At 43.6% G+C, this 22,737-nt stretch carries 19 protein-coding genes; 11 read left to right on the top strand and 8 right to left on the bottom strand.

The features are described 5' to 3' along the window. Positions 1-226 precede the first annotated feature (226 nt). A complete protein-coding gene (locus AC0VYG_RS13935; RefSeq protein ID WP_475428583.1) occupies positions 227-2,080 on the top strand; it encodes an ABC transporter ATP-binding protein in 1,854 nt (617 codons plus the stop codon). A gap of 82 nt (positions 2,081-2,162) precedes the next feature. Then, positions 2,163-2,492 carry a DMT family transporter gene (locus AC0VYG_RS13930; protein ID WP_067015074.1) on the top strand — a complete coding sequence of 110 codons (330 nt, stop codon included), beginning with the start codon at positions 2,163-2,165 and terminating at the stop codon, positions 2,490-2,492. A 74-nt stretch (positions 2,493-2,566) separates the two neighbouring features. On the opposite strand, the gene AC0VYG_RS13925 is transcribed toward AC0VYG_RS13930, so the two are convergent. The 4 genes from AC0VYG_RS13925 to AC0VYG_RS13910 all read right to left on the bottom strand — a co-directional run bounded on the left by AC0VYG_RS13925 (position 2,567) and on the right by AC0VYG_RS13910 (position 7,689). Next, positions 2,567-4,324 carry an alpha-amylase family glycosyl hydrolase gene (locus AC0VYG_RS13925; protein ID WP_475428582.1) on the bottom strand — a complete coding sequence of 586 codons (1,758 nt, stop codon included), beginning with the start codon at positions 4,322-4,324 and terminating at the stop codon, positions 2,567-2,569. A gap of 94 nt (positions 4,325-4,418) precedes the next feature. Further along, positions 4,419-5,648, bottom strand: coding sequence for a glycosyltransferase family protein (locus AC0VYG_RS13920; protein ID WP_475428581.1), 1,230 nt, complete (start codon positions 5,646-5,648; stop codon positions 4,419-4,421). 77 nt (positions 5,649-5,725) lie between these two features. Next, positions 5,726-6,562 (bottom strand): HAD-IIB family hydrolase, encoded by an 837-nt coding sequence (locus AC0VYG_RS13915; RefSeq protein ID WP_475428580.1) that lies wholly within the window; start codon positions 6,560-6,562, stop codon positions 5,726-5,728. Positions 6,563-7,263: 701 nt separating this feature from the next. Next, entirely contained in the window at positions 7,264-7,689 is a 426-nt protein-coding gene (locus tag AC0VYG_RS13910; protein WP_475428579.1) for a DUF3010 family protein, read from the bottom strand. A gap of 357 nt (positions 7,690-8,046) precedes the next feature. Between AC0VYG_RS13910 and AC0VYG_RS13905 the strand changes: the two genes are divergently transcribed. Next, positions 8,047-9,279 carry a pyridoxal-phosphate-dependent aminotransferase family protein gene (locus tag AC0VYG_RS13905; protein ID WP_475428578.1) on the top strand — a complete coding sequence of 411 codons (1,233 nt, stop codon included), beginning with the start codon at positions 8,047-8,049 and terminating at the stop codon, positions 9,277-9,279. 77 nt (positions 9,280-9,356) lie between these two features. On the opposite strand, the gene yddG is transcribed toward AC0VYG_RS13905, so the two are convergent. The 3 genes from yddG to AC0VYG_RS13890 all read right to left on the bottom strand — a co-directional run bounded on the left by yddG (position 9,357) and on the right by AC0VYG_RS13890 (position 12,021). After that, complete coding sequence (yddG, locus tag AC0VYG_RS13900) at positions 9,357-10,253, bottom strand: aromatic amino acid exporter YddG (RefSeq protein WP_475428577.1); 897 nt, start codon at positions 10,251-10,253, stop codon at positions 9,357-9,359. A gap of 128 nt (positions 10,254-10,381) precedes the next feature. Further along, positions 10,382-11,101, bottom strand: a complete 720-nt coding sequence (locus AC0VYG_RS13895) for a helix-turn-helix domain-containing protein (protein ID WP_475428576.1) — start codon at positions 11,099-11,101, stop codon at positions 10,382-10,384. 11 nt (positions 11,102-11,112) lie between these two features. Further along, the gene (locus tag AC0VYG_RS13890) at positions 11,113-12,021 is read right to left on the bottom strand and encodes a DMT family transporter (protein WP_475428575.1); all 909 of its coding nucleotides are present in this window, start codon (positions 12,019-12,021) and stop codon (positions 11,113-11,115) included. Between the two features lie 337 nt (positions 12,022-12,358). Here AC0VYG_RS13890 and AC0VYG_RS13885 point away from each other — a divergent pair, with 337 nt between their 5' ends. From AC0VYG_RS13885 to AC0VYG_RS13860, 6 genes are all read left to right on the top strand, one after another. Continuing rightward, the gene (locus AC0VYG_RS13885; RefSeq protein ID WP_475428574.1) at positions 12,359-13,351 is read left to right on the top strand and encodes a Bug family tripartite tricarboxylate transporter substrate binding protein; all 993 of its coding nucleotides are present in this window, start codon (positions 12,359-12,361) and stop codon (positions 13,349-13,351) included. A gap of 102 nt (positions 13,352-13,453) precedes the next feature. Beyond that, positions 13,454-13,894: a tripartite tricarboxylate transporter TctB family protein gene (locus AC0VYG_RS13880; RefSeq protein WP_067015057.1), complete on the top strand. Its 441-nt coding sequence runs from the start codon at positions 13,454-13,456 to the stop codon at positions 13,892-13,894. Between the two features lie 2 nt (positions 13,895-13,896). Continuing rightward, on the top strand, positions 13,897-15,405 hold the full coding sequence (locus tag AC0VYG_RS13875; protein ID WP_475428573.1) for a tripartite tricarboxylate transporter permease: 1,509 nt from the start codon (positions 13,897-13,899) through the stop codon (positions 15,403-15,405). A gap of 159 nt (positions 15,406-15,564) precedes the next feature. Continuing rightward, on the top strand, positions 15,565-16,245 hold the full coding sequence (locus AC0VYG_RS13870) for a response regulator transcription factor (protein ID WP_475428572.1): 681 nt from the start codon (positions 15,565-15,567) through the stop codon (positions 16,243-16,245). After that, the gene (locus AC0VYG_RS13865; protein WP_475428571.1) at positions 16,211-17,677 is read left to right on the top strand and encodes a sensor histidine kinase; all 1,467 of its coding nucleotides are present in this window, start codon (positions 16,211-16,213) and stop codon (positions 17,675-17,677) included. The genes AC0VYG_RS13870 and AC0VYG_RS13865 overlap by 35 nt, the downstream gene beginning before the upstream one ends. Continuing rightward, positions 17,674-18,735 carry an ABC transporter substrate-binding protein gene (locus AC0VYG_RS13860; RefSeq protein WP_475428570.1) on the top strand — a complete coding sequence of 354 codons (1,062 nt, stop codon included), beginning with the start codon at positions 17,674-17,676 and terminating at the stop codon, positions 18,733-18,735. The genes AC0VYG_RS13865 and AC0VYG_RS13860 overlap by 4 nt, the downstream gene beginning before the upstream one ends. Positions 18,736-18,772: 37 nt before the next feature. On the opposite strand, the gene AC0VYG_RS13855 is transcribed toward AC0VYG_RS13860, so the two are convergent. Beyond that, complete coding sequence (locus tag AC0VYG_RS13855; RefSeq protein WP_475428569.1) at positions 18,773-20,278, bottom strand: phospholipid carrier-dependent glycosyltransferase; 1,506 nt, start codon at positions 20,276-20,278, stop codon at positions 18,773-18,775. A 517-nt stretch (positions 20,279-20,795) separates the two neighbouring features. On the opposite strand from AC0VYG_RS13855, the gene AC0VYG_RS13850 reads away from it, so the two are divergent. Then, positions 20,796-21,476 (top strand): response regulator transcription factor, encoded by a 681-nt coding sequence (locus AC0VYG_RS13850; RefSeq protein ID WP_475428568.1) that lies wholly within the window; start codon positions 20,796-20,798, stop codon positions 21,474-21,476. Then, the gene (locus tag AC0VYG_RS13845; protein ID WP_475428567.1) at positions 21,473-22,729 is read left to right on the top strand and encodes a sensor histidine kinase; all 1,257 of its coding nucleotides are present in this window, start codon (positions 21,473-21,475) and stop codon (positions 22,727-22,729) included. Before AC0VYG_RS13850 ends, AC0VYG_RS13845 begins: the two co-directional genes overlap by 4 nt. The last annotated feature ends 8 nt before the right edge of the window (positions 22,730-22,737 follow it).

The following is a 22,737-nucleotide window of genomic DNA, read 5'->3' as shown; positions in this document are numbered from 1 at the left end:
GGCTTTTGTCTGATGCTGGGTCGGATATTATAAGGGCTTATAATCAATATCATTCCTTTGAAATGTGTAAGCACTGTGGACAGTTGCTTTTTTAAGCAAGGTTTTGCCCTGTTTTGCCACTATTTAGTAGTAGACTAGTCGGATTTTCTCAATGACTTTGATCTTTATCATAGATCTTAGCATTAATGTTTGTCGAAGCGTCAAAGATTAATGAACAAGGAAGCATATGTTACGTTTTTTTGAAAAATGGGTGGATCCTTACCCTGAAATAGAGGTGCGTGAAGCGCCCAATACGTTGTTCGCTTTTTGTCGATACTATTCAAAAGGAGTCGAAATCCCTCTGCTTGTCATGTCGATATTAACCGCCACTATTGCGGTTTTGGAAGTGACGATGTTCAGCTTTATGGGCCAATTGGTCAACTGGTTGGTCAAGAAAAACCCCGATACCTTTTTAAAGGATGAAAGTGCTCATCTTATTACGATGGGGGTTGTGGTGCTGGTGGCGATGCCGTTAGTGTCATTTTTACACTCGGCTGTCCTGCATCAAACTTTGCTGGGGAATTACCCTATGCGCATACGCTGGATGTTTCACCGCTATGTGCTGAAACAAAGTATGACATTTTTTCAGGATGATTTTGCTGGCCGCGTCGCAACAAAAGTCATGCAAACCTCCCTGGCGGTTCGGGAAAGTGTCATGAAGCTGATGGATGTGTCGGTATACATCATCGTGTACTTTTTTTCCATGTTGTTTTTAATAGGGCAAGCGGACTTTCGATTGGTGGTGCCTATTCTTATTTGGATGGTGCTGTACCTTATTTTGCAATTTTACTTTGTTCCTAAATTGAAAAAAGTTTCCTCTGAGCAAGCCGATGCGCGTTCGAGTATGTCGGGGCGTATCGTCGATAGTTACACCAATATTTCGACTGTTAAGTTGTTTTCACATACACAGCGTGAAGCCAGCTATGCGAAAGACAGCATGGACCTTTTTTTGCGAACGGTATACAAGCAAATGCGCTTGGTGACGGGGCTGAATGTAGGGGTACAGATTTGTAACTATCTATTGGCTTTTTCCGTGGCTGGCTTGTCTATTTGGCTATGGAAAGAAAGCATTATCAGTGTGGGAGCCATTGCGATTGCGGTGAGTTTAGCTCTGCGCTTAAATGGCATGTCCCAGTGGATTATGTGGGAAGTCAGTTCGTTATTCGAAAACATCGGCACGGTTATGGATGGTATGAAAACCATGTCTAAACCCTTGTCAATCCAAGATAACGCTGGTGCGAAACCATTGCATATTACCAAAGGCGAAATTTGTTTCGAACACGTTCATTTTCATTATGGGAAAAAACACCGAAAAGTCATCGAAGACCTTAATTTTACGGTCAAGCGGGGTGAAAAGGTGGGCTTGGTCGGTCGATCTGGTGCGGGTAAATCGACCATCGTCAATTTATTGATGCGTTTTCATGATAGTGAATCGGGGCGAATTCTTATTGACGGGCAAGATGTCAGTAAGGTGAAACAAGATTCGTTGCGTTCTCACATTGGATTGGTGACACAGGATACCTCTCTATTACATCGTAGTGTTCGGGAGAATCTATTGTATGGTCGTCCTGATGCAACAGAAGAAGAGATGATTGCGGCGGCGAAAAAAGCAGAAGCCCATGATTTTATCCTGCAGTTAACTGACCCTTATGGCAATAAAGGGTACGATGCAATGGTGGGGGAGAGAGGGATAAAGCTTTCAGGTGGGCAGCGCCAACGTATCGCGATTGCGCGAGTGCTTTTAAAAGATGCGCCATTGTTGGTCTTAGATGAGGCAACATCCGCTCTAGATTCAGAAGTAGAAGCGGCCATTCAAGAAAGTTTGTATCGTTTGATGGAAGGGAAAACGGTGATTGCTATCGCACACCGTTTGTCTACTATCGCAGCCATGGATACGCTCATTGTATTGGATCAAGGTAATGTCGTGGAGCAGGGGTCTCATGATGAGTTGATTCAACATGGCGGTATCTATGCCAAACTATGGGCACACCAAACGGGCGGCTTTTTGGGGGAAGATATTGTTGAAGAGGCAGTTTATTAACGATGTTTGAAAAAACTGTCGGATAGTAGAGCGAGTCATGTAAGTAGAATAATCCAGTCCATTGGTATAAGAGGGGAATAGAATGACATACATAATTTTATGTTTGGCGATTGTGTGTGAAGTGTTCGCGACAACGTCGTTAAAAGCGTCCGATTCCTTTTCTAAATTAGGGCCAACGGCCATGGCTCTGATAGGTTATTGTGTATCCTTTTATTTGCTTAGTGTGGTGATGAGAACACTCCCTACTGGTATTACCTATGCTATTTGGGCGGGACTGGGGATTGTGCTGATATCCTTGTTTGGTTATCTGTTCGCGGGTGAAAAATTGGATCTTGCCGCATGGCTGGGGATGAGCTTGATCGTGATTGGCGTGGTGATTATTAACCTATTTTCTAAAACGGTTAGTCACTGATTCGTTACAGAGACTATGCAAGCGGTGCTTATGATACGCACCGCTTGCATAGATGACATGATAACTTATCTTTACTACACAAGTTTTACCTTACCTTTCTTGTTTGCTAGCCATAAAAATTGGTAGGGCATTAAAGTGACTTTCGCTAAATGATCTTCATATACCGTGTCTGTGACCAAATCGGTCCAGTCGTCTGTGGCGATAAGGTTTAGTTCTGATAAGTTAAAGCTTTGCGGCTGATCCGTTATATTGAAGATTGCAAATAAACTTTGGCGACGGTCTAAGCTTTGGCGCCAGAAAGCAAATAGATGATCTCCCATATGTAGGATGTACTGGGTGGCGTTGGGGTGAAATGCTGTTTGTGCTCTCCGTATCTGAGCTAAATTAGTGATGGCGTTGAACACTTTTTGGTGATGGGTTGGGGTGTTAAGGACGTGCTCTAAATCGTCCATCTTCCAAATATGACGGTTAATAGAACGAAATTGCCCTGTATTATCCACTCGATCCACATCGTTTTCTGTGCCAAAAAAGCTATGTATATAAAACGCTGGTACTCCTTCCAGTGACATCATTACCGCCGCCGCGCAATAGAATCGAGCAAACTGCCATTGATCAGGGCCTTGTTGTACTGAGCCTGCTAAAGCGTTCCACAGACTGATGTTTATCTCATAAGGCTTCGCTTCACCGCTGGGTGTGGTGCGAGAACTAATGCGTCCTCCAAAGCGTTTCATGGTATTGATTAAGGTTTCCAGTTCCCAATCTGTTAGCAAGCCTTCCGTTGGGCGTAAGCCAATACCATCATGGGAGGCAATAAAGTTCAGGTAGGTGGTGCCCTGTTGAGCCGGTGGCATGCTCATTAGCCATTGTTTTAGGTGTTTGCAGTTACCCGTGACCAAACTATTGATCAGTAATGGTGGCAGTGAAAAGTTGTAAATAAGGTGGGCTTCGTTGGCATTACCAAAGTAGGTTAAATTCTCTTGGTTAGGGATATTGGTCTCAGTAATGATGACGGATTCGGGCGCATAGTGCTCGATGACAAGGCGTAACAGACGAATCATCTCATGGGTTTGCGGCAAGCTGATGCTTGGTGAGCCTGGGATCTTCCAAAGGAAGGCGACGGCATCAAGACGAAACCAGCGGATCCCTTTTTCCAAGTACAGACGAATAATGCGTAGAAATTCTAATAAAACGTCTGGGTTCTCGAAATTTAAATCTATTTGATCGTGACTAAACGTACACCAAACATATTTGGTGCCGTTTTTGGTTTGCACTTCACGTAGTAGAGGGGATGTTCGTGGCCTAACAACGGCGCTTAGATCGGCATTAGGGTCTGCTTCATAAAAATATTTTGCCCCTGGATCGACGCCCGCCTTATAGTTTTCAAACCACATACTACGGCTAGAACAGTGATTAATGACTAAATCGCCCATGACCTTAAAGTCTTTCGATATTTCCGAAATATGGTGCCAGCGCCCTGATGCTGGATTAACGCTTGTGTAATCCATGACGCTAAAACCATCGTCCGAGCTATAAGGAAAAAAGGGCAATAGATGAATGGCTGAAATGCTGTTGATGAGTTTGGTTTTGACAAACTTTTGCAAGGTTTCTAATGGCGCCTCATCCTCAGATCTTAGGGTGTCCGCATAGGTAATCAACATAATGTCAGACTGATCCCATAAACTTCTGTGGGGACGAGGGGATTCTGTTTTCGGATCTAAATTAAAGGTAGTCAGACAGTTACGGGCAAGTTCGGTGGCGTCACGATTAGGGTATAGAACCTGAAGGTGACCGATGAGTCGTTGCTCTAATTGTGATGGCACTGTATTTTCCATAGCTGTCTACCTGTAAAAATATCTGAAAATAGTGGAGATGAGGTTGTAACCTGCATCTGTCTTATCAACTTAACCAGAGGAAACGGACACTGGATTATTTGTCCGGACCAAATTCCTGCATGTCTTGTTCAACGGCAAGCGCCAGTTGTTTCATAACGCCGGGAAATGCACTCACAACACGGTTCCAGCTTGGAATAAAGGGAGCTTCCATAGGGTTATCAAGGTACATATTTCCTGCCTTCATGACATTGCTGGCGAACAGCTCAACGGCTTGTTCTTCTTGGTGTACATCTAATTTTAAGCCGTTAATTTCTGCATCATTGCGATAGGTTTCAATAAAGTCCAATGCCGCTCGATAGTATGTCGCTTTGATGGTACGGAAGGTTTCTTGATTAAAAATAATACCATTGGTTGCCAGTTTGCGGAAAATAGCTTTTGTTATATCAATGGACATTTTCGATAATCCACCGTCGTCGTTATCGGCTGATAGGTCTTGATGTTTATGATCATAAACATCAGCGATGTCAACCTGACATAAACGGTTGTTTGAGTAGTTACGTTTCATCTCGCTGAGAACACCAATTTCTAAGCCCCAGTCGCTTGGAATGCGCAAATCTGTCATCACATCACGACGAAATGAGAACTCCCCAGCAAGAGGGTAGCGATAGCTGTCTAGATAATCTAAGTATTCTAAGTTTCCAAAGACTTTCTTTAGAGAATAAAGCAAGGGTGTGACCAGTAGACGGCTGACACGGCCATTCATCTTGCCGTTTGCGGTACGCGAATAAAAGCCTTTACAGAACTCATAATTGAAATTGGGGTTTGCGACAGGGTATATCAAGCGAGCAAGTAACTCGCGATCATAGGTGACAATATCGCAATCGTGCATTGCTACGGATTCAGCTTTACCCGCTGCTAGATTATAACCCATACAGAACCATACATTTCGACCTTTTCCTGGGTCAGTAGGTGAAAGCTGCTCCCCTTTTAAGACGCTATCGATGGCACGAAGGCGAGGGCCATCGTTCCAGAGGACTTTGTGCTTTTGTGGCAGAACACTGAAAAATTCTAGAGCGTGGCGATACTCCGCTTCTGTTGCTCTGTCTAAACCGATAACGATTTCATCAAGATACGGAACTTGTTTGAGGTGTTCAATGATGTTTGGCATGGCGTCAGTAGCCAATTCGGAATATAAGCAAGGCAGAATAAGCGACATTGGTCGAGTTTTAGCAAATTCGCACAGCTCTCTCTCCATGTCTTCAAGCGGACGGTTGGCTAAGTTATGAAGCGTAGTGATAATGCCGTTCTGGTAAAAGTCGCCCATTATTGTGTCTCCTAGAATGTGAAATCGTTTTGACGATTGTGGGTCGCGAATCGTCTAAATAATACGTGTTTTTCTTGTTATACAATGCCTCGTGAAGCAAGCGCTTTGTTGACGGCTTGTGCCCATCCTTCTGGTCCATAGGCGTCTGTTAGCCATGCATCGTAACGTCCTGGTATTTCTGGTGGTGCATGAACAGGTGATCGCACCACAACGGGAATATCGGCTTTGCTTAACATGCCAATATCGTTTTCCCCATCCCCAAGGGCCATATTGGTCACAGTGCTTTGGTAAAAGGCAGCATACCGTTCACTAAGCCATAACATCGCGCGTGCTTTGTCGCAGGATTTCCCCATAAGGTGAGTAAAGCGTCCGCCTTTTTGCACTTGAATGTCTGTGTCTTTTAGCGTGTCTCTAAAAAGGTTCAGGGCATTAGCTGAATCTTTCCACACCATAGGCTCTGTAAACTCGCGCTGCATCGCCAGCTTGGCACTTTCTTCCGTTAAACCTGTTAGCTCAGCCACATCTTGCCATGTCATATCGCTAAAGCGTTTAAATTGAAAGCGGCTGCTTAAGGGGGTAGTGATGTCTATCAGAGTTTGTCTATGTGGGCCAAATGCTTTCAGCCAATAATGGCCGTGGTCTTCTAAGGCATGTTTGTTCTGGTCCTCATTACTTATAAGTCCTAACTCTTTTGGAATATAGACAGCCGCACCATTTTCGATGATAAACGGGTCTTTGTGGCGCAGTGATTGGCGTAACTCGCTCAGTTCTGCAAACGTTTTGCTAGTGTTTAAAATACACGGGATAGTGAAAGTTTGAAGCGCTTGGAATGTAGAAAGAGCGGGTTGAAAACTGTATGTATGATGGTCCAATAAGGTGCCATCTAAGTCTGTGAATACGAGTAGTTGTGTCATATTTTTTTAAGATCTTGGTCGGGTGAAATGTACTTTCCACCGAAAAGTCGATCTATATCCTCCTTCGTCATGCAACAGCTGGGAAAGTTCAGTCTCCTTGTTGCTTGTTACCAAATTAAGGAACGGTGTTCAAAAAATGGTAAAGGTTTATTGTTTATAGCAAATCCAATGCCAGTATTTGAAAGTGTTCTACCTTCCCTAATGACTGTTTCTATTCGTTTTTTAGCTTAGCGGCTTTTATGAACAAATTAATGACAACCTTCCTAAAACACATATTTTTTCCTTTTATTCGCATAGGTAGAATACTGTTAACCCCTATCTGACAACGGTTGAAGGAGGACTCTGCTTTCATGCTTTCTTGTGTGAATGCTGCTTGTGTACTTCTATTGCTCCGCTATATTTTTGGGCAAGTAAATTCTTGTTACCTCTGCCTCTATGGTTGGCTTTTGAGAAGGGATTTAATAGAGACTTTGATCACCTCTCACTAAAAAGGTGCATGGAAAAGTAAGGCGTTCTGTAATATTGCATTATTTTGGTGCGGTTTTATTAGGTCACTACATTTAGGAAAAATGAGGCAATGGTCGGTTTAGAGTAGAAATAGCAAGTAGATAAAAGAAAGAAAAGACAGACTTTTCTTTCTTGGTGATTAACCGTGTTTTTTTGACCGGAAACGAAACACCATAGTGTGTGAGTTTTATGACTTATTCTTCACAAAGAGCTATGTAGCCTACCGTGAACGCTCCTTCTTGAAAGGCGCGTAACCCCGTCGCCTTGAATGGTATGGGCATTGGGTGGTTTTTTAGCACCTCTTTCACCGTTGCACCACTAAACAAATCCACCTGAACGGTATCAATTAGTTGAATGGCTGCTTCAATTTTAAATCCGATGGCTCCGCCTGCAAATTTCCCTTTTGTTGGGCGCTCTTTTATCACTGCGCGAGTTACTTTGTAATCTTCAAACAGCTTTTTCAGTATCTGCTGAAATTTGCGAACGCTTTCACAGTCATTTGGGTGGTTCAATGTGTGACGCACTTGGCGACAGTCGGCGATCTGAAAAAGACCGTCTTGCTTAGAAAGTAAGCAAAGAATGGCTTCGCTGCCTTTGATCTCGATACCACAAGTAATCATATTGGATCCTGTATAAGGGAATTTTGCGCATTATGGCACACTTCGAGGAGTGCTAGCAGAGTAAAAAACACTGCTTTGCGAATTCAACACACGTCATATGTAATGCAAAACAGATTCGTGGTGGTAGATCGTACTCTTTTGAGTTTTATGACTCTTATTTTACAGAAGAATACGCTACTATTTTGGAATATTATTTTGAAAATATGGATTACACGATATTTTATCCTGATAAATGTCAAAAAACTGCGATTCGATCGTGTCTTCTTATTTTCGATTCCTGGGACATATTCTCACAAAGTTCTTCCTATTTTTGTGAGGTGGTCTCCTATTCTTTAACGAACCATAAGGCTACTTAACATGACTGCTTCATCGCCCAAGGGGATTTCTCGTCCCCAGGTGAAATCGCTAGATGAAATCCTTCCTGCTGAACCTCTTTTAATGATGGGCGCAGGCCCAGTTCCTATTCCTGAATGTGTTGCCCGAGCGAACTCGGTGGTAATCAACCACCTTGGCAGTGTGATGGCGCAAGTCATCAATCAAGTAAAAAGCATGGCACGCTACGTATTTCAGACGGAATCTAAATGGGTATTGGGTGTGGCGGGACCGGCGTCGGCGGCGATGGAAATGGCTGTGTCTAACTTAATGGAGCCAGGGGAACCGATTCTGTGTATTAACAATGGCTTTTTTAGTCATCGTATGGCAGAGATGGCAACACGCATTGGCGCGGATGTTCACGAGTTGCATGTTCCAGTATTGGAAGCGGCAGATCCTGAACGTGTGCGTAAAGCCATTGAGACAGTGCGGCCGAAAGTGTTGACTCTAGTTCAGGGGGAAACCTCCAATACGGTTTTCAATCATGCTTTAGAAGACATTGCTAAGATCGCTAAGTCCTATGGCTGTTTAGTGGTTGTTGATGCGGTTTGTACGTTGAGTACCATGCCGTTAAAAATGGATGAGTGGCAAGTTGACGCGGTGATTACTGGTGGTCAAAAAGGCTTGTCGTCTATTCCTGGGGTCTCTTTGTTAGTCTTTTCTGATGAGTCATGGAAAACGGTCAAAAATCGCAAAAAGCCGGTTGTGCAATGGTGTTTTGATGCGCAGCTTGCGGAAAACTTTTGGCACAATGATGGCTACCATTATACCGCTCCTGTGTCGGGTATCATGGCCCTGCATGAGGCTCTGAAACTGGTTTGCGATGAATCTTTGGAGCAACGTTTTGCAAGACATTTGCGATGTTCAACAGCATTGCAGGCGGGTATAGAAGGTTTAGGGTTGAATTTGTTTATTCCTGAGTCGTCCCGCTTGAACTCGGTAGTGGGCATTCAGTTACCTGAAGACTTAACCGCAGGGCAAATATGCCGCCATATTTCTGAGGTGTACCGAGTGGAAATTGCTGGTTCCTTTGGGCAGCCGATTGTACGTATTGGTCAAATGGGTGAGCAGTGCCGTGAGCATAACCTATTTCGAACCTTACATGCCTTGGGCAGCACCATGAGAGATTTAGGTGTTAAGGTCGACCAGCCTAATGGTATGGCAGAAATGGAAGCTTGTTTACAGCGTATTCCTCGAACGTTATCTCAAGTGGCTTAAAAACGGCGAATTAGACTTAGTCTTTTCCGCTACGACCCCCACTTCCCATTTGGAGATGGGGGTTTTTGTTATGGCTTTTATACGAGTGATGTGTTGCGTTTCGTGGGCATTAGGCTTGCAAAAAGAGCGCTAGCTGTGATCATCACACAAGCAACCACTTGAGTGTCTGTTGGTGTTTGGTGGCCAAACAGGCCAAGCCATGCCGTCGACAGTGCTGGAGCGGTATAAGACAAGACCCCCAATAGTGATAGATTGCCGCGTTTAACCCCCATATCCCAACAGAAAAAGGCAATACCAACGGGGCCGAGTCCTAAGCCGATAACAGCCACCCAAGTGTTCGTAGCAAAATGCCAGTGTAAAGGTTCCAATAGTAAGTGAGCGATGCCTGCGAGAAGAGCCGTCATCAAGCAATACCAAAGCACAGCACTGGAAGGCACCTTGCTAAAACGGCGGTTGGCGACAGAATAGCCTGACCAAATAAATGCGCAGGCAAACGCCGCTCCATAGCCAAGAGGTGTGGTTTGTATTTCATTGTCGGAACCCGTGGCACGAGAATGAAGCATCATGCCTGTGGCGATAAAAGCGACGACTGCACCCAGTAGATGAGTCCAAAGAAGTTTGTTTGTGCTACTCATCCCCGCCATTAAGACAATAAGCAGGGGCCAAAGGTAGGCAATCAAGCCCGCTTCTATTGGAGGGGCATGCTGAAACGCATAAAAATAGCAGAAGTGATATAAGAAAAAGCAGATTCCTCCCATCAATTTTGCACGAGTGGGTGTTTGCTGCCAAGAAGAAACGAGCTGTCCCTTTATCAGATAGACAATGGCAAACAGCACACTGGCAACACTAAAGGTTAGGGCTAACAAGAGTAATGGCGGGACAGCGCTTGCCTGTGTGGTAAATAACGCCAAACTGCTCCACAGTAGAATGGCGATGCTGCCAATGATGGTGCCTCTCGTGCTGGTCAATGACATGATTCCTTTTCCTCATTTTATTGTGACATAGGGAGTAAAAGGAGGAGTGTAGCTAGGGCATGACAAATGATCGTTGGTAAAAATCCGCCTATCACTTGTTAAAAAGACGCGACTTGAATGACTCGAAATTAGTGTGACTGAGCTCGGTACTGTCCAGGAGTCTTCCTTAAATGCTTACTGAAAAGTTTGATCAAAGCACTGGCGTCTTGCATACCCGTTAGATGAGCGATGTCATCAAGACTTTTATTAGACTCAATTAATAGTTGCTTGGCTTTATTAAGACGCTGAGTCAACAAATATTGTTTTGGCGTCATGCCTATATAGCGTTTGAATAATATGGTGAGCTGGCTTTGACTAAGATGAACCTCGTCGGCAAGTTCTTGAATTAAATTGGGTTGATCAAAATGCTTGTCTAGTTGGTGTTTTGCTTTGAGAACACGTTGATCACTTTGTTGGATGCGTTCCTTAGGAATGGGTAATAAATATTCGATGAGACTTAAGGCTTTTTCTAATGCCAGTGGGTTGGAGCCTGTTTCGGACAACTTGGATAAAAAAGGTAAATAGGCGATAGCCTGTTCGGATAATTGGACAAAAGGTTGGTTGCTCTCTAGTGTTTTGTTCCAACAGGCTAGGTTATTGATTACCAAGCAACGATTTCTTTGTTCCGCAAAATGATGGTGAGCATGCTGGTTAGAAATCAAACACGCTTGCCCTGCTGTCACCAAACGCTGCGTTTTCTCTACTTCAAGATAAAGAGCGCCCTCAAGGGGCAGGACAATTTGAGTGTGGTGGTGCTCGTGAGGCTGGGCTGTGCCATGATAAGCCATAATTTCAATGGAATCTCGCATGATTCGTCACCTTACTTTCGGCTGCCTTTTTTAGGTCGGTAGAAGGAGATTAGCACGCCAATGACAACGACGATGACCGCTATTATTTGTTCGTTCCCAATCGCTTGTTTGCCAAATAACGCAGTCCATAAAATAGACAGGGCTGGGGCCGTATAAGATAAAACACTTAACAGAGAAAGGTCCCCTCGTTTTGTGCCAATATCCCAACATAAAAAGGCCACACCTATTGGTCCAAACCCCAAGCCTAAAATAGCGATCCATGTATCTTGAGAAAAGTCGTAAACATGAGGCTCTAGGGCAAAGTGAAAGCCTGTTGCCAGTATGGCTGCGACAATACAATTCCACAAGACGCAGGAAGAGGGGACATTTAAGCGTCGTCTATTAGTGAGTGAATAGCTGCCCCAAATGAGGCTGGCGGTAAAGGCAGAAAGGTAGCCCAGTATGGTAGGAGGCGTGTTCGTATTATTGCTGGCGGTGGTGTCCAATATTGTGCTCATTTGTGTGCTTGAGTGAATCATTAGGCCTGTTCCTGCTAAGGCAATGATCCCACCGATCAAGTGTGTCCAATTAAAACGGCTGAGTTTACGTGAAGACAGGCACAGGATGATAAGCAGTGGCCACGAATACGCCAATAGGCCCGCTAATAGCGTTGGCGAGTGCTGTAATGCATAAAAATAAAAAAAGTGATAGAAAAAATAGCTGGAGCCACTTAGTAACATGGACTTAATTGGCGTGTCTTTCCAGGATTGAACGAGTTCACCGCGCACAAAGTATACAATGGTCAAAAAAACACTGGCCATGCTAAAAGTGATGGCTATCGCCAGCATGGGAGGTACTGAACCTACTTGTGAGGTGAATAAGGCCAAAGAGCTCCATAAAAAAATGGCAATAAAACCAATACCCGTCGCCTTTTTATTCATTCGTGTCTCTTTTTTGCTCTCTTATCTGTCTGGGCTTGTATCAAATAGGGGGTTTTTACGCATTAATCAATAAAGACTTATCATATTTAATTTCTCAAGGATAACAACTAATTCCGGCTTTTTATAAACAATTTACATGGAACTTTTTAATTATCTTAGATAAACAAATTGATAGTTTATTACAAATAAAGTGCATTTAATTGTCATTAAATAAGAACAGTGACAGGTTGGTGACAGGTTTGAGTAGTAAGGTGTGCTCACTGGCTATTTTTACTAATAAAAAATAACACTTTGATACCAGATCAAAAACAACAAAAATAACAAGCAGGAGAATACCATGCTTAACAAGATATCTATCAAGTCTGTTCTTATTTCAGGTGCGGTTGCACTCGCGTTTGCGGGACAGGCCCATGCTTACGAACCCGCTCGTAGTGTAGAATGTATTGCGCCCGCGAACCCTGGCGGTGGTTGGGACTTTACCTGTCGTAGCGTTGGTAAAGTACTTGTTGATCAGAAATATATTAAAGGTAATGTTCAAACCGTTAACATGAGTGGTGCTGGTGGTGGTGTAGCCTTTGCACACACAGTTAGTAAGCGCTCAAAAGATGACAATCTTATTGTGGCTGCAAGTACCGCAACCACTACTCGCCTTGCTCAAGGCCAATTCCCAGGATTAAACGCAGATCAAGTACGATGGGTGGGAACACTCGGTGCGGATTATGGCGTTATTGCGGTAGGGAAAAATTCCAAATACACATCATTAACTCAAATGATGAACGCTCTAAAGAAAAATCCTAGTGCCGTTAAGTTTGCTGGTGGTAGTGCCTCCGGTGGTTGGGATCATTTAAAAGTACTGATTGCGGCCAAGGAAGCACACGTTACTAATCTGCCTAAAATTCGTTATTTAGCTTTTAGCGGTGGTTCTGAAGCTTTGGTCCAAGTCGTTGGCGGTCACATCGATGCTTTTACTGGTGATATTTCTGAAGTTAAGGGGTTCATGGAATCTGGTGATCTTCGAGTATTAGCGGTTATGTCTGAAAAGCGTTTACCGGCCCCATTTAACAACATTCCTACTGCCAAAGAACAGGGGATTGACGCGATTGCTCCAAATTGGCGTGGTTTTTACGTACCCGGACATGCAAGTAAAGCGTCTTATGATTGGTGGGTAAATACCATGAATGAGCTTTATAAAACAAAAGAGTGGAAAGGCATTATGGTGAAAAATGGTTTAATGCCATTCCATAAATCTGGTGCAGAGTTCACTGCGTTTGTTAACAAACAAACAAAAGATATCAATACCTTGTCGAAAGAAATTGGTTTGATTCGATAACGGTCACTAAATACAGTCATCCACACGGGAAGTGAGGCTTTTTTCCTGTGTGGATGACTCTATTTCTATATTTAAATGATTTAACTTACTCGGAGCAGAGACATGCGTATTAATGATCGTGTGTTCGGCATGCTGATGCTGATTCTCGCCGTTGCTTACGGTTGGGAGGCAACACAATTCCCCATTCCTTTTGGTGGAAATGAAAGTGTTGGTCCAGAAACTTTCCCTATTATGTTGTCCATTATATTGGCTATTAGTTCAATTTACTTGATTGTAAAGCCTGATCCAGACGAGAAATGGGCACCTGTCCCCATGTTGCTTCAGCTTCTAAGCGTGGCCGTTGCATTGTTGATTTTTGCTTGGGCGATTGAACCTGTTGGTTTTATACCATCTGCTGCTCTTGTGGTGAGTTTTATTAGCTGGCGCATGGGAGCAACAGTGAAGCACAGTGTGATGACTGGCATTGTTAGCTCCATTGTTATCTTCTTCTTGTTCAACTATGTGCTTGAATTGGCATTACCTCTTGGTATTTTGGAGCTGTAACCATGGAAACAATGACTTTATTGATGCATGGCTTCGCGGTGGCCTTAACCCCAGAAAGCATTATGTTTGCCATTATCGGTGCCATACTTGGTACGTTGATTGGCGCTTTACCAGGTCTTGGGCCTGCCAATGGTGTGGCAATATTGATTCCTTTGGCGTTTAGTTTAGGTTTATCCGCCACTTCTTCCTTGATTTTATTAACGTCTGTTTATGCTGGTGCCATGTATGGCGGACGTATCTCTTCCATTTTATTGAATATTCCTGGCGATGAGCCAGCCATGATGACCTGTTTGGATGGTTATCCAATGGCGTTAAAAGGTAAGGCGGCAGAGGCGCTGGCTATTTCTGCTATTGCGTCTTTTATTGGTAGCTTTATTGCGACTGTCGGTCTGGTTATTTTAGCGCCGATTCTTGCTAAATTTGCCCTTAAATTTGGCCCGTCTGAATACTTTGCTCTGTTTGTCCTGGCGTTTGCGACATTAGGCGGGGTAACAGGGAAAAATCAATTTAAAACCATTATGGCAGCCGCCCTTGGTTTGATGATTGCCACGGTAGGAATCGATATCTCAACAGGTGTGCAACGCTATACTTTCAACATGCTTGAGTTATTTGAAGGTGTTGATTTTATTATTGCCATTGTGGGCTTATTTGCGATCAGTGAGTTGTTTTTCTTTATCGAGCGTCATGCTGGCGATGGTCTAAAACAAGTAGCTATCAATAAACTAAAATTAACGGCCGCCGACATTATCAGAGTCTTGCCTGCCTCCGTTCGTGGTGGCATTTTGGGCTTTGTTGCTGGTGTATTGCCAGGCGCTGGTGCTTCCTTGGGGTCGTTTATCAGTTACTCGTTGGAAAAGAAAATTTCTGATAAAGGCGAGTTTGGTAAAGGGGATTCTCGTGGTGTTGCCGCACCAGAATCCGGTAATAATGGTGCTGCATCGGGGGCGCTGGTACCGATGCTGACTTTGGGGGTGCCAGGTAGTGGTACCACAGCGGTGCTATTGGCGATGTTGATTTCTTTGAATATTTCGCCAGGTCCGATGCTGTTCCAACAAAACGCTGATTTAGTGTGGGGTGTAATTGCGGCGATGTTTGTGGGTAACCTCGTACTATTGTTGCTTAACATTCCAATGATTGGCATCTTCGTTAAGCTATTAAGTATTCCACCTAAGTATCTTATGCCTGTTGTGACCTTGATTGCTTCTGTTGGTATTTATGCGGTTAGCCACAGTGCGATTGATCTCTACTTCATGGTTGGTTTTGGCGTATTGGGCTACATTTTACGTAAAGTGGATATTCCATTAGTACCCGTCATCTTAGGTATGTTGCTTGGTCCTGAAATGGAAAAAAATCTACGTCACGCCTTAGTGTTGTCTGATGGCGACTGGAGTGTTCTTTTCAACAGTGGTTTAAGTATTACACTATGGGCCATTTCTATTTTAGGGCTTGTGCTACCGATTGTTATTGGGCCGATTATTCGTTCTAAAATGTCAAAATCCAAAGAGGCATAAATAGATTAAAGGCTTATACTCTCTACATCGGTGTAAGGGATGCTGATGTTGGAATAGTAAAGCAAGCATTGCGTTAGTGATGAAAGTTCGAGTCGCAAAAGTGGCTCGAACTTTGTTGTTTTACTTTTTATCGTACTGTGAACGTAGTTGTATTTTATTATGCGAATTTTGGTGGTAGAGGATACTCAAGTACTCGGGCAGGCCATTTTAGAACGACTTACCAGTTTGGGTCACGGCGTAGATCTGATTGATGATGGCAAACGAGCTCATGATTTGCTTAAGTATCAATCGTTTGATTTGATTTTGTTGGATTTAAATTTACCAGGCTTGTCTGGTTTGCAATTGCTGCAAAAACTTCGTCAGAAAGAGGACGGCACGCCCGTTTTGATTTTAACCGCAAGAGATCAAATCGAAGATCGTATTCGCTTGCTGGACGAAGGCGCAGATGATTATTTAACTAAACCCTTTGATTTCGGTGAGTTGGAAGCCCGTTGCCGTGCTTTGTTACGTCGTAAGCAGGGGTATGCGGCCAATGTTAGTGAACACGGTAATTTGTTAGTCAACCGTGATAGCCGACAAGTCTTTATTAACGGCGAACTCGCAGCGCTTACCAATCGTGAATTTCGGTTGTTGGAGATTTTTTTAGGCCATCTTGGGCGTGTGCTTAGTAAAGATGAAATTACTGACCATCTGTTTAATTTTGATGAATCCCCGGGCCCGAATGCGATTGAGTTGTATGTGGGACGTCTTCGTAAAAAGCTTGTTGCCAGTGATTTTTCGATCACGACTCTCAGGGGAATTGGTTATGTGGCAGAAGTTTCTGCGTCGCCAAAAGCCTAATAAAGAGGAGCTGGTGTCTGAGAGTACGCCTTCTTTGCGCCGACGATTTATCATCGGCGGTATTATCATCATTAGTGTCATTGCTGCGCTTGCCATCAACTTTGTTTTTGAATACAGCCAACGGTTGGCCGATATTTCCTATGATCGTTTGCTTCGTAGTGCTTTGTTGCAGATGGATGAAAATATTGGCTTAGTACATAACGAAGTGACTATTGATATTCCATGGTCAGCGTTTGCCACTCTTGCCCAAGCAAATGATGATAGGGTGTTTTATAAAGTTGTTAGTTCATCTCAAGGGTTTATTACGGGTTATCGTGACTTAAATATTACGCCACCGAAGCCTCCAAAATTGGACAAAATACAATTCTTTGATCGCGAATATTCAGGGGAAATGGTGCGTTTTGCTTGGTTGGAGCGTCATCTAACGGAGTCTGAGTCGACAGGTACGGTGCGTATCATTATTGGTCAGACGCGTTTATCTCGAGAAGAACTGTCTTCGTCGGTGACGGAGCGAGCCGTTGAGGTCGTGTTAATGATTGCATTGGTGGCTGTGGCGCTGATTGTTATTGGTAGTCAGTTGGTGCTTAGACCTCTGCATAGAATCAGTCGGGTGCTGGAAGAACGTCAGCCAGGGGATTTGACGCCGATTAATATTAAAACACCAAAAGAAACGCATCATTTAAAAATGGTGATTAATCATTTTATGGCGCGTTTGCAAACCAACCTAGAGCAATTAGAAAATTATACCGCTGATGCAGCCCATCAATTGCGTACTCCCCTTGCTAGCTTACGTGCTTTAGCCGAGAATGCTCGCGATAAAACCTCCCCAGAACGGCAGCAAGAAGCCCTTGAAAATATCGTGACGCAATGTGATTCACTCAGTCAAACGGTCACGTTATTACTGAATCAAGCGGTAGTGTCCCATCGTATGCAAACCAATCCAAAAGAGCCGGTGGATTTGCTGGTTCCAGTTACCGCATCGTGTCGAGAGCAAGCCATTACGGCATTACATAAAGGGGTGAGTTTGTCATTAGAAGCGGATGTTGAGCGAGCGATGGTATTTGGTGATGCATTTGCTTTGCAGCAGATGATGCAGAATCTGATCGAAAATGCGGTACGCTACAGTAATCTTGGTGCCGAGCAAGCAACGGAAGTGGTTGTCAGGGTAGAAGAATTTTCCAACTATTATCGAGTTAGCGTCATCGACTATGGTGCGGGGATTCCTGAAGAAGAAAAAAAACGCGTCTTCGAGCGGTTTTACCGTGGCCGTTACGATGTTTCAGGCAGTGGTGTTGGACTGGCGATGGTCCAAGACATTATTGATCATCATACTGCGAATATTATCATTCTTGATACTCAGCCAAATGGCACCACCTTTCAAATTGATATTGCCAAGTATCAATCGAGCAATGATTCGGAGTCGTTACTATGATGAAATGGTTGCTTCTTTCTTTCAGTCTGTTTTTGATGAGCTTTAACGCTTTTGCTCAAGCGGGAGGACAGCGCGAAAGCATTGAATTTGGTAAGAAGGATGCACCACGTGTACTGCGTATTCATTCCTCCATAGATCTTGCTTCGTTTGGCCCCTTGATTAAAGGGTTTGTTAAGCGTTATCCCAATATTCGAGTATCTTATACAGACATTAATACCGCAGAACTATACAAACAAACGATTAAGGAAAGTGCCCATCCCCAGGCTAGCTTGGTGATCAGTAGTGCGATGGGGTTACAGATAAAGCTGGTGAACGATGGGTACGCGCAAACCTATGAAACGGATCATTTACCCAATTATGCCCAGTGGCGCCATCAGGTGTTTGCATTTTCCTTGGAGCCTGTGGTGATGTTAGTGAATAAAGACCGTTATCCTGGGCCGTTACCAAAAGATCGCCAAGGTGTATTACAAACGATTCGTCAATATTCAAATTTTATGAAGGGGCGCATTGGTACTTATGATATTCGTAAAAGTGGTGTGGGCTATTTGCTTGCCAGTCAAGATGCTCGCCAAGCGGATACTACATGGGGGCGATTAATTGAAGCCTTTGGTAGCCATAAAGTAAAAACTTATTGTTGTACCCACGAGATTATTGACGATGTTGCTAATGGCAAATTAGTACTTGGTTATAATTTATTGGGTTCTTATGCGGCCCAACGAGTAAAAGAGGATTCTCGTCTGAAAATGATCTTGCCCAAAGATTATACCTTAATGGTGATGCGCGTTGGATTGATTCCTAAGAAAGCTCCTAATGCCCATGATGCAGGGTTGTTTTTGGATTATTTACTGACGTACTCGGTGCAAAAGCGCATGCAAGCTGAGACATTGATGTTTCCTATTCAACCTGGTGTGATAACAAAAAATACCCTAAATATACTGGGTAAGTCAGGTCCACAGCGGGTGGTGGAACTCGATCAGCAGTTATTGGTTGGGCGTGACTATGCGAAGCAGCGTCGCTTTATAAAAAGCTGGGAAGAAGCTCTAGAAATCCCTCACTAATTGATCATTTTACTGAGTCAGGCCCTAGTACCTTATCCTATGGTTGAGGTTTCCCTGCCAAATTCGTTTTCTCAGTAGGGTTGGAGTTTGCTAACGCATCTGGTGTGACCTTGGTAAGGGCTGGTTTGCAATAGATGAGTTTTTCATCGGCCTCTTCGGCTCGTTCTTCACAGGACCAATTTGGATAGTGTGTGCTGTATCTACTTTTCTGAATAATGAAAAATGGCGTAGTCTGAGTGCTTAACCATTTAGAAATGTCACCAGAGCGCGCTTCGGCTTTTCCATCTGAATAAAACAAGGCGGAAAAAGGGCGTTTGTGAAGATAGAAGAGGTCTGCTGTCTTTGTTTCCGATTGTATCTTCCAGTCTGAGATGATGGCCATTTGCGAATAGTTTTTCGTCAAATGGAAGTGAATAGCTCCCACTATCACCATCAAAAGCACAGGGGTAACAATACCAAGGCTATAGACCCATTTAGGCAGTGGAAAGTTTGCTTGGTAGTATGCAAGCAGCATCGCCATGGCTGGTAACGATGGCATGACAAAGCTGATGAGAATATTTCCTGTGAAAGTGTACAGTACTAAAGGAGTAGATAACCATATAAGTAAGTAACTACCAAAACCGTCGCTGCTTCCTTGCGTATCGCCGCCTTTTTTCAAAATGCGGATCCATTGAATAATGAGGAGTGGCGTCCAAGGCAGCATGGCGATCAAAGCAAAAACCCAAATCGTGCCACGTACATGGTGATGAATCGAAGCGTAAAACTCTCCCTGCATGTTGCCTAGGGAAAACCATTGGATATATTCGTTGCTTAGATAGTGATGCAGGAAACCTGGCATTTGGTATTCTGCTAATGCAAGCCAAGGAAGAGTCAGGAGTAAAAAGAGCAACGAGCCGAAGCCCCAAGGCAATTGTTTTTTTAGGTACAGCCAACGGTTATTGTACAGTAACCAGAATGTTAAGCTGAAAATGATTAATAGAAGTGCGATTGGTCCTTTTGATAGGAAGCTAATGGCTAGGCCGACAAAAAAGGCATAGCCCCATAGGGATTGTTTTTTACTCCAGGCAAACCAGAAGCTCACCATGGTGAGAGTGGTGCCAAAAGTCATTGCTGTTTCTGGAGAGATGGCTCCGATAAGGATTAAGAATACGCCGGTTGTCGCCAAAATGGCGCTTGCGAAACACCCCATGCTTGCTGATTTAAAGTAGTGCTTAGCAAAATAATACATCAGTATTAAAATACCGATGCCGGCGACTAAATGTGGAAGACGCGCAGCGACGCTGTTTAGACCAAAAAGCGAAAAGCCTGTTGCACTCAGCCAAGCGAACATAGGGGGATTCCCCATATATGGCATATGCGGGTTAAGCATGGGGATAACCCAATTATGTGTTTCTGCCATAAAGCGAGCAACTTCTGCGTACCTGGCCTCTGTTGAGTCTAAAATAGGGTACATAGAAAGTGACAAGAAGCGTACAACCACGCTGCCGATCAGCAAAAACAGAAGTCCCTTTGCAGAAGGGAGCTTTTTATATAGATGATTCATAATTTGCTTCCAGAAGAATGAATGTTGTTTTTTCTTCCTTGAAGGTGCAAAGGAACGGCTGTTCTAAAGCAAACCAATGGTCGCGCTTAGGGTTTGGCATAATAAACCTTATTTAGATTCAGGGCTCTCGAAGCGTCGCGACAAAAACAGGGATGTATAGTAACGATCTTGTAAAAAGGCGCCAAGCTTACAGTGCCAAGCGAACGTAAATCTTTTTTACTAAATGAGATTTTCGCGATTTTCATTATGATTTTGAGACATATCCAGTGTGAAAGAAATCCTATGTGTCCAAATATTTTGGTTCGTTTATTTATGTCGCGAAAAAAGCGATTGATGGCTATGCTGTCTAAGCGATTGGCGTTTTCTCTGAAAACTTCGAATTATGGGTGCCGATAATTCGGGAAATTGCCTTTATCTTAAGTGGTGGGATGTCGTAAAAAAGTGATTCACCTTTTTTTCATTTAAAGGCAGAGACAATCGGTAATGGATATCTATTTCTATATTAGGAGTGACGGGCATGAAATTGTTGCTGGTGGAAGATCACAAAGACATAGCAGGTATTATTTTTGATTATTTCGAAATTAAAGGGGATGTACTGGACTACGCCAATAATGGCTTACAAGGGTACGAACTGGCTAAAAGCGAGCACTATGATGCCATTATTTTAGATGTTATGTTGCCTAAAATGGATGGCCTTACTGTGTGCCAATCATTGCGGGAAAGTGGGATTGATACTCCCATTTTGATGTTGACTGCGCGTGATACAAAAGAGGATGTGCTGGCAGGATTCGACCATGCAGCGGATGACTATCTAGTAAAGCCTTTTGATTTAGATATTTTGGACATTCGTTTACGGACCTTGGTGCGTCGCCGTAATGGCAGCATGGCGAACCGTGTTTTAACATTTGGCGCATTATCCTTAGATATGAATACCCGTGTGTTACAGCGCGAAGGTAGTCGGTATTCCTTAAATCCATCGCAATATAAAATATTGAAATGCCTAATGAATCGAGCACCTGAAGTGGTGACGAAAGAAGAGATTGGTGATGTCTTATGGGGCGATGAAGAGCCAGATAGTAAGGTACTACGTAGTCATATTTATCAGTTAAGAAGCTTGATTGACCGACCCTTCGAGCATGCCTATCTTAGGACCATATCGAAAGTAGGGTATCGGTTAGTCGCAGAAGGAGAAGAATGAAGCGGATAAAAAGTGCTAAACAGCTAACCTTTACCTACTTTTCGATTGTTGCCTTCGCTATTATCGCGTTTCATTTTGCCATGTTTGACACGATGTTGGAAAGCATGGAAACGATTTATGCGCAAAATAGGATGGATAAAGACCTTAATACCGCCGTACATTTATTGCAAGGAACCCATCTTACCCACGTGGCAGTGCCACCCTTTTCTGACGCTTATGTTGGAGAAAAAAGCCTCCCCCCTTGGATTGTGTTGCAGCCTGATGTGTCAGATGACAAGCCCTACCATTTAGCCCCCAGTTCAGACACTAACTTAGAATATTTCTCCATGAAAAAGCGGGTAATGCTGAATGGTAAAATGCAAAATATCTATTTGATTTACTACGATGAAGTCTATGAACAAAGTGAATCACAAATGTTCAAAACCCAGACGACGCAAACCATCATGTCCATATTATTGCTGGTGATTAGTCTATGGGTCGTGATGCGTATTTCAGCACGTCTCACCAATCCCCTTGCCCGCTTAAGTCAAGAGCTCGAAGGGCGCAATGCTCAAGATAGCACGCCTATACCGATGCCTGATGGTGCCGCAACCAGAGAAATTCATCAGTTAGTCAATCAGTTAAACAGCTATCAAAATCAAATCCAAGCTTTGTTACACAGAGAACGTGCTTTTAATCGTTATGCCAGTCATGAACTGAGAACCCCATTGATGGTGATGAAAGGGGCGTTGACGCTGCTTGGAAAATCTGATTCTAAAGCCTTTTTAGAGCGTCAACGAGGGCGAATGAGCAGCGCTTGCCAAGAAATGGAAGACTACATCACCACGCTGCTTTCTTTGACGCGAGAAGATGATATCGATGCAATGTTGCTCCGGGAGGTCGACGACAATGAGCTGCAATCAATTGTGCGTGCTCATACCGAATATAATTCAGGAAAACCCGTCGAAGTGGTGCAGCACAGTCGTGGCGTAGTCAAAACTAAATTACCGATGCCGACTTTGCATATTCTTATCGGTAATTTGGTCAAAAATGCCATTGCTTGCACAGAGCAGGGGCAGATTGATCTGATCATGTCTGATCAAGAGATCAAGGTGGTTGATACGGGGTGTGGTTTACAGGGGAAACCAAGCGGTGAAAGCTATGGTCTTGGCTTAATGATTGTCCGAGATATTTGTCAGAAATACCATTGTGAATTCAGCTTAGTAGATAACGAAGACCAGGGCTGCACTGCCAAAGTGATTTTTCCTGCATGATTAAAATA

It is taken from the genome of Marinomonas sp. 63XJN7_7_ISO-PGPR-S23-202 (genome assembly GCF_056173505.1).
Note: the sequence above shows the minus strand (reverse complement) of the source record. Positions and strands in the feature narration are given on the sequence as shown.

Excerpts from the sequence above, each read along its gene's own strand:
- AC0VYG_RS13935 (WP_475428583.1), top strand. The coding sequence starts at position 227 with ATGTTACGTTTTTTTGAAAAATGGGTGGATCCTTACCCTGAAATAGAG.
- AC0VYG_RS13930 (WP_067015074.1), top strand. The coding sequence starts at position 2,163 with ATGACATACATAATTTTATGTTTGGCGATTGTGTGTGAAGTGTTCGCG.
- AC0VYG_RS13925 (WP_475428582.1), bottom strand. The coding sequence starts at position 4,324 with ATGGAAAATACAGTGCCATCACAATTAGAGCAACGACTCATCGGTCAC.
- AC0VYG_RS13920 (WP_475428581.1), bottom strand. The coding sequence starts at position 5,648 with ATGGGCGACTTTTACCAGAACGGCATTATCACTACGCTTCATAACTTA.
- AC0VYG_RS13915 (WP_475428580.1), bottom strand. The coding sequence starts at position 6,562 with ATGACACAACTACTCGTATTCACAGACTTAGATGGCACCTTATTGGAC.
- AC0VYG_RS13910 (WP_475428579.1), bottom strand. The coding sequence starts at position 7,689 with ATGATTACTTGTGGTATCGAGATCAAAGGCAGCGAAGCCATTCTTTGC.
- AC0VYG_RS13905 (WP_475428578.1), top strand. The coding sequence starts at position 8,047 with ATGACTGCTTCATCGCCCAAGGGGATTTCTCGTCCCCAGGTGAAATCG.
- yddG (WP_475428577.1), bottom strand. The coding sequence starts at position 10,253 with ATGTCATTGACCAGCACGAGAGGCACCATCATTGGCAGCATCGCCATT.
- AC0VYG_RS13895 (WP_475428576.1), bottom strand. The coding sequence starts at position 11,101 with ATGCGAGATTCCATTGAAATTATGGCTTATCATGGCACAGCCCAGCCT.
- AC0VYG_RS13890 (WP_475428575.1), bottom strand. The coding sequence starts at position 12,021 with ATGAATAAAAAGGCGACGGGTATTGGTTTTATTGCCATTTTTTTATGG.
- AC0VYG_RS13885 (WP_475428574.1), top strand. The coding sequence starts at position 12,359 with ATGCTTAACAAGATATCTATCAAGTCTGTTCTTATTTCAGGTGCGGTT.
- AC0VYG_RS13880 (WP_067015057.1), top strand. The coding sequence starts at position 13,454 with ATGCGTATTAATGATCGTGTGTTCGGCATGCTGATGCTGATTCTCGCC.
- AC0VYG_RS13875 (WP_475428573.1), top strand. The coding sequence starts at position 13,897 with ATGGAAACAATGACTTTATTGATGCATGGCTTCGCGGTGGCCTTAACC.
- AC0VYG_RS13870 (WP_475428572.1), top strand. The coding sequence starts at position 15,565 with ATGCGAATTTTGGTGGTAGAGGATACTCAAGTACTCGGGCAGGCCATT.
- AC0VYG_RS13865 (WP_475428571.1), top strand. The coding sequence starts at position 16,211 with ATGTGGCAGAAGTTTCTGCGTCGCCAAAAGCCTAATAAAGAGGAGCTG.
- AC0VYG_RS13860 (WP_475428570.1), top strand. The coding sequence starts at position 17,674 with ATGATGAAATGGTTGCTTCTTTCTTTCAGTCTGTTTTTGATGAGCTTT.
- AC0VYG_RS13855 (WP_475428569.1), bottom strand. The coding sequence starts at position 20,278 with ATGAATCATCTATATAAAAAGCTCCCTTCTGCAAAGGGACTTCTGTTT.
- AC0VYG_RS13850 (WP_475428568.1), top strand. The coding sequence starts at position 20,796 with ATGAAATTGTTGCTGGTGGAAGATCACAAAGACATAGCAGGTATTATT.
- AC0VYG_RS13845 (WP_475428567.1), top strand. The coding sequence starts at position 21,473 with ATGAAGCGGATAAAAAGTGCTAAACAGCTAACCTTTACCTACTTTTCG.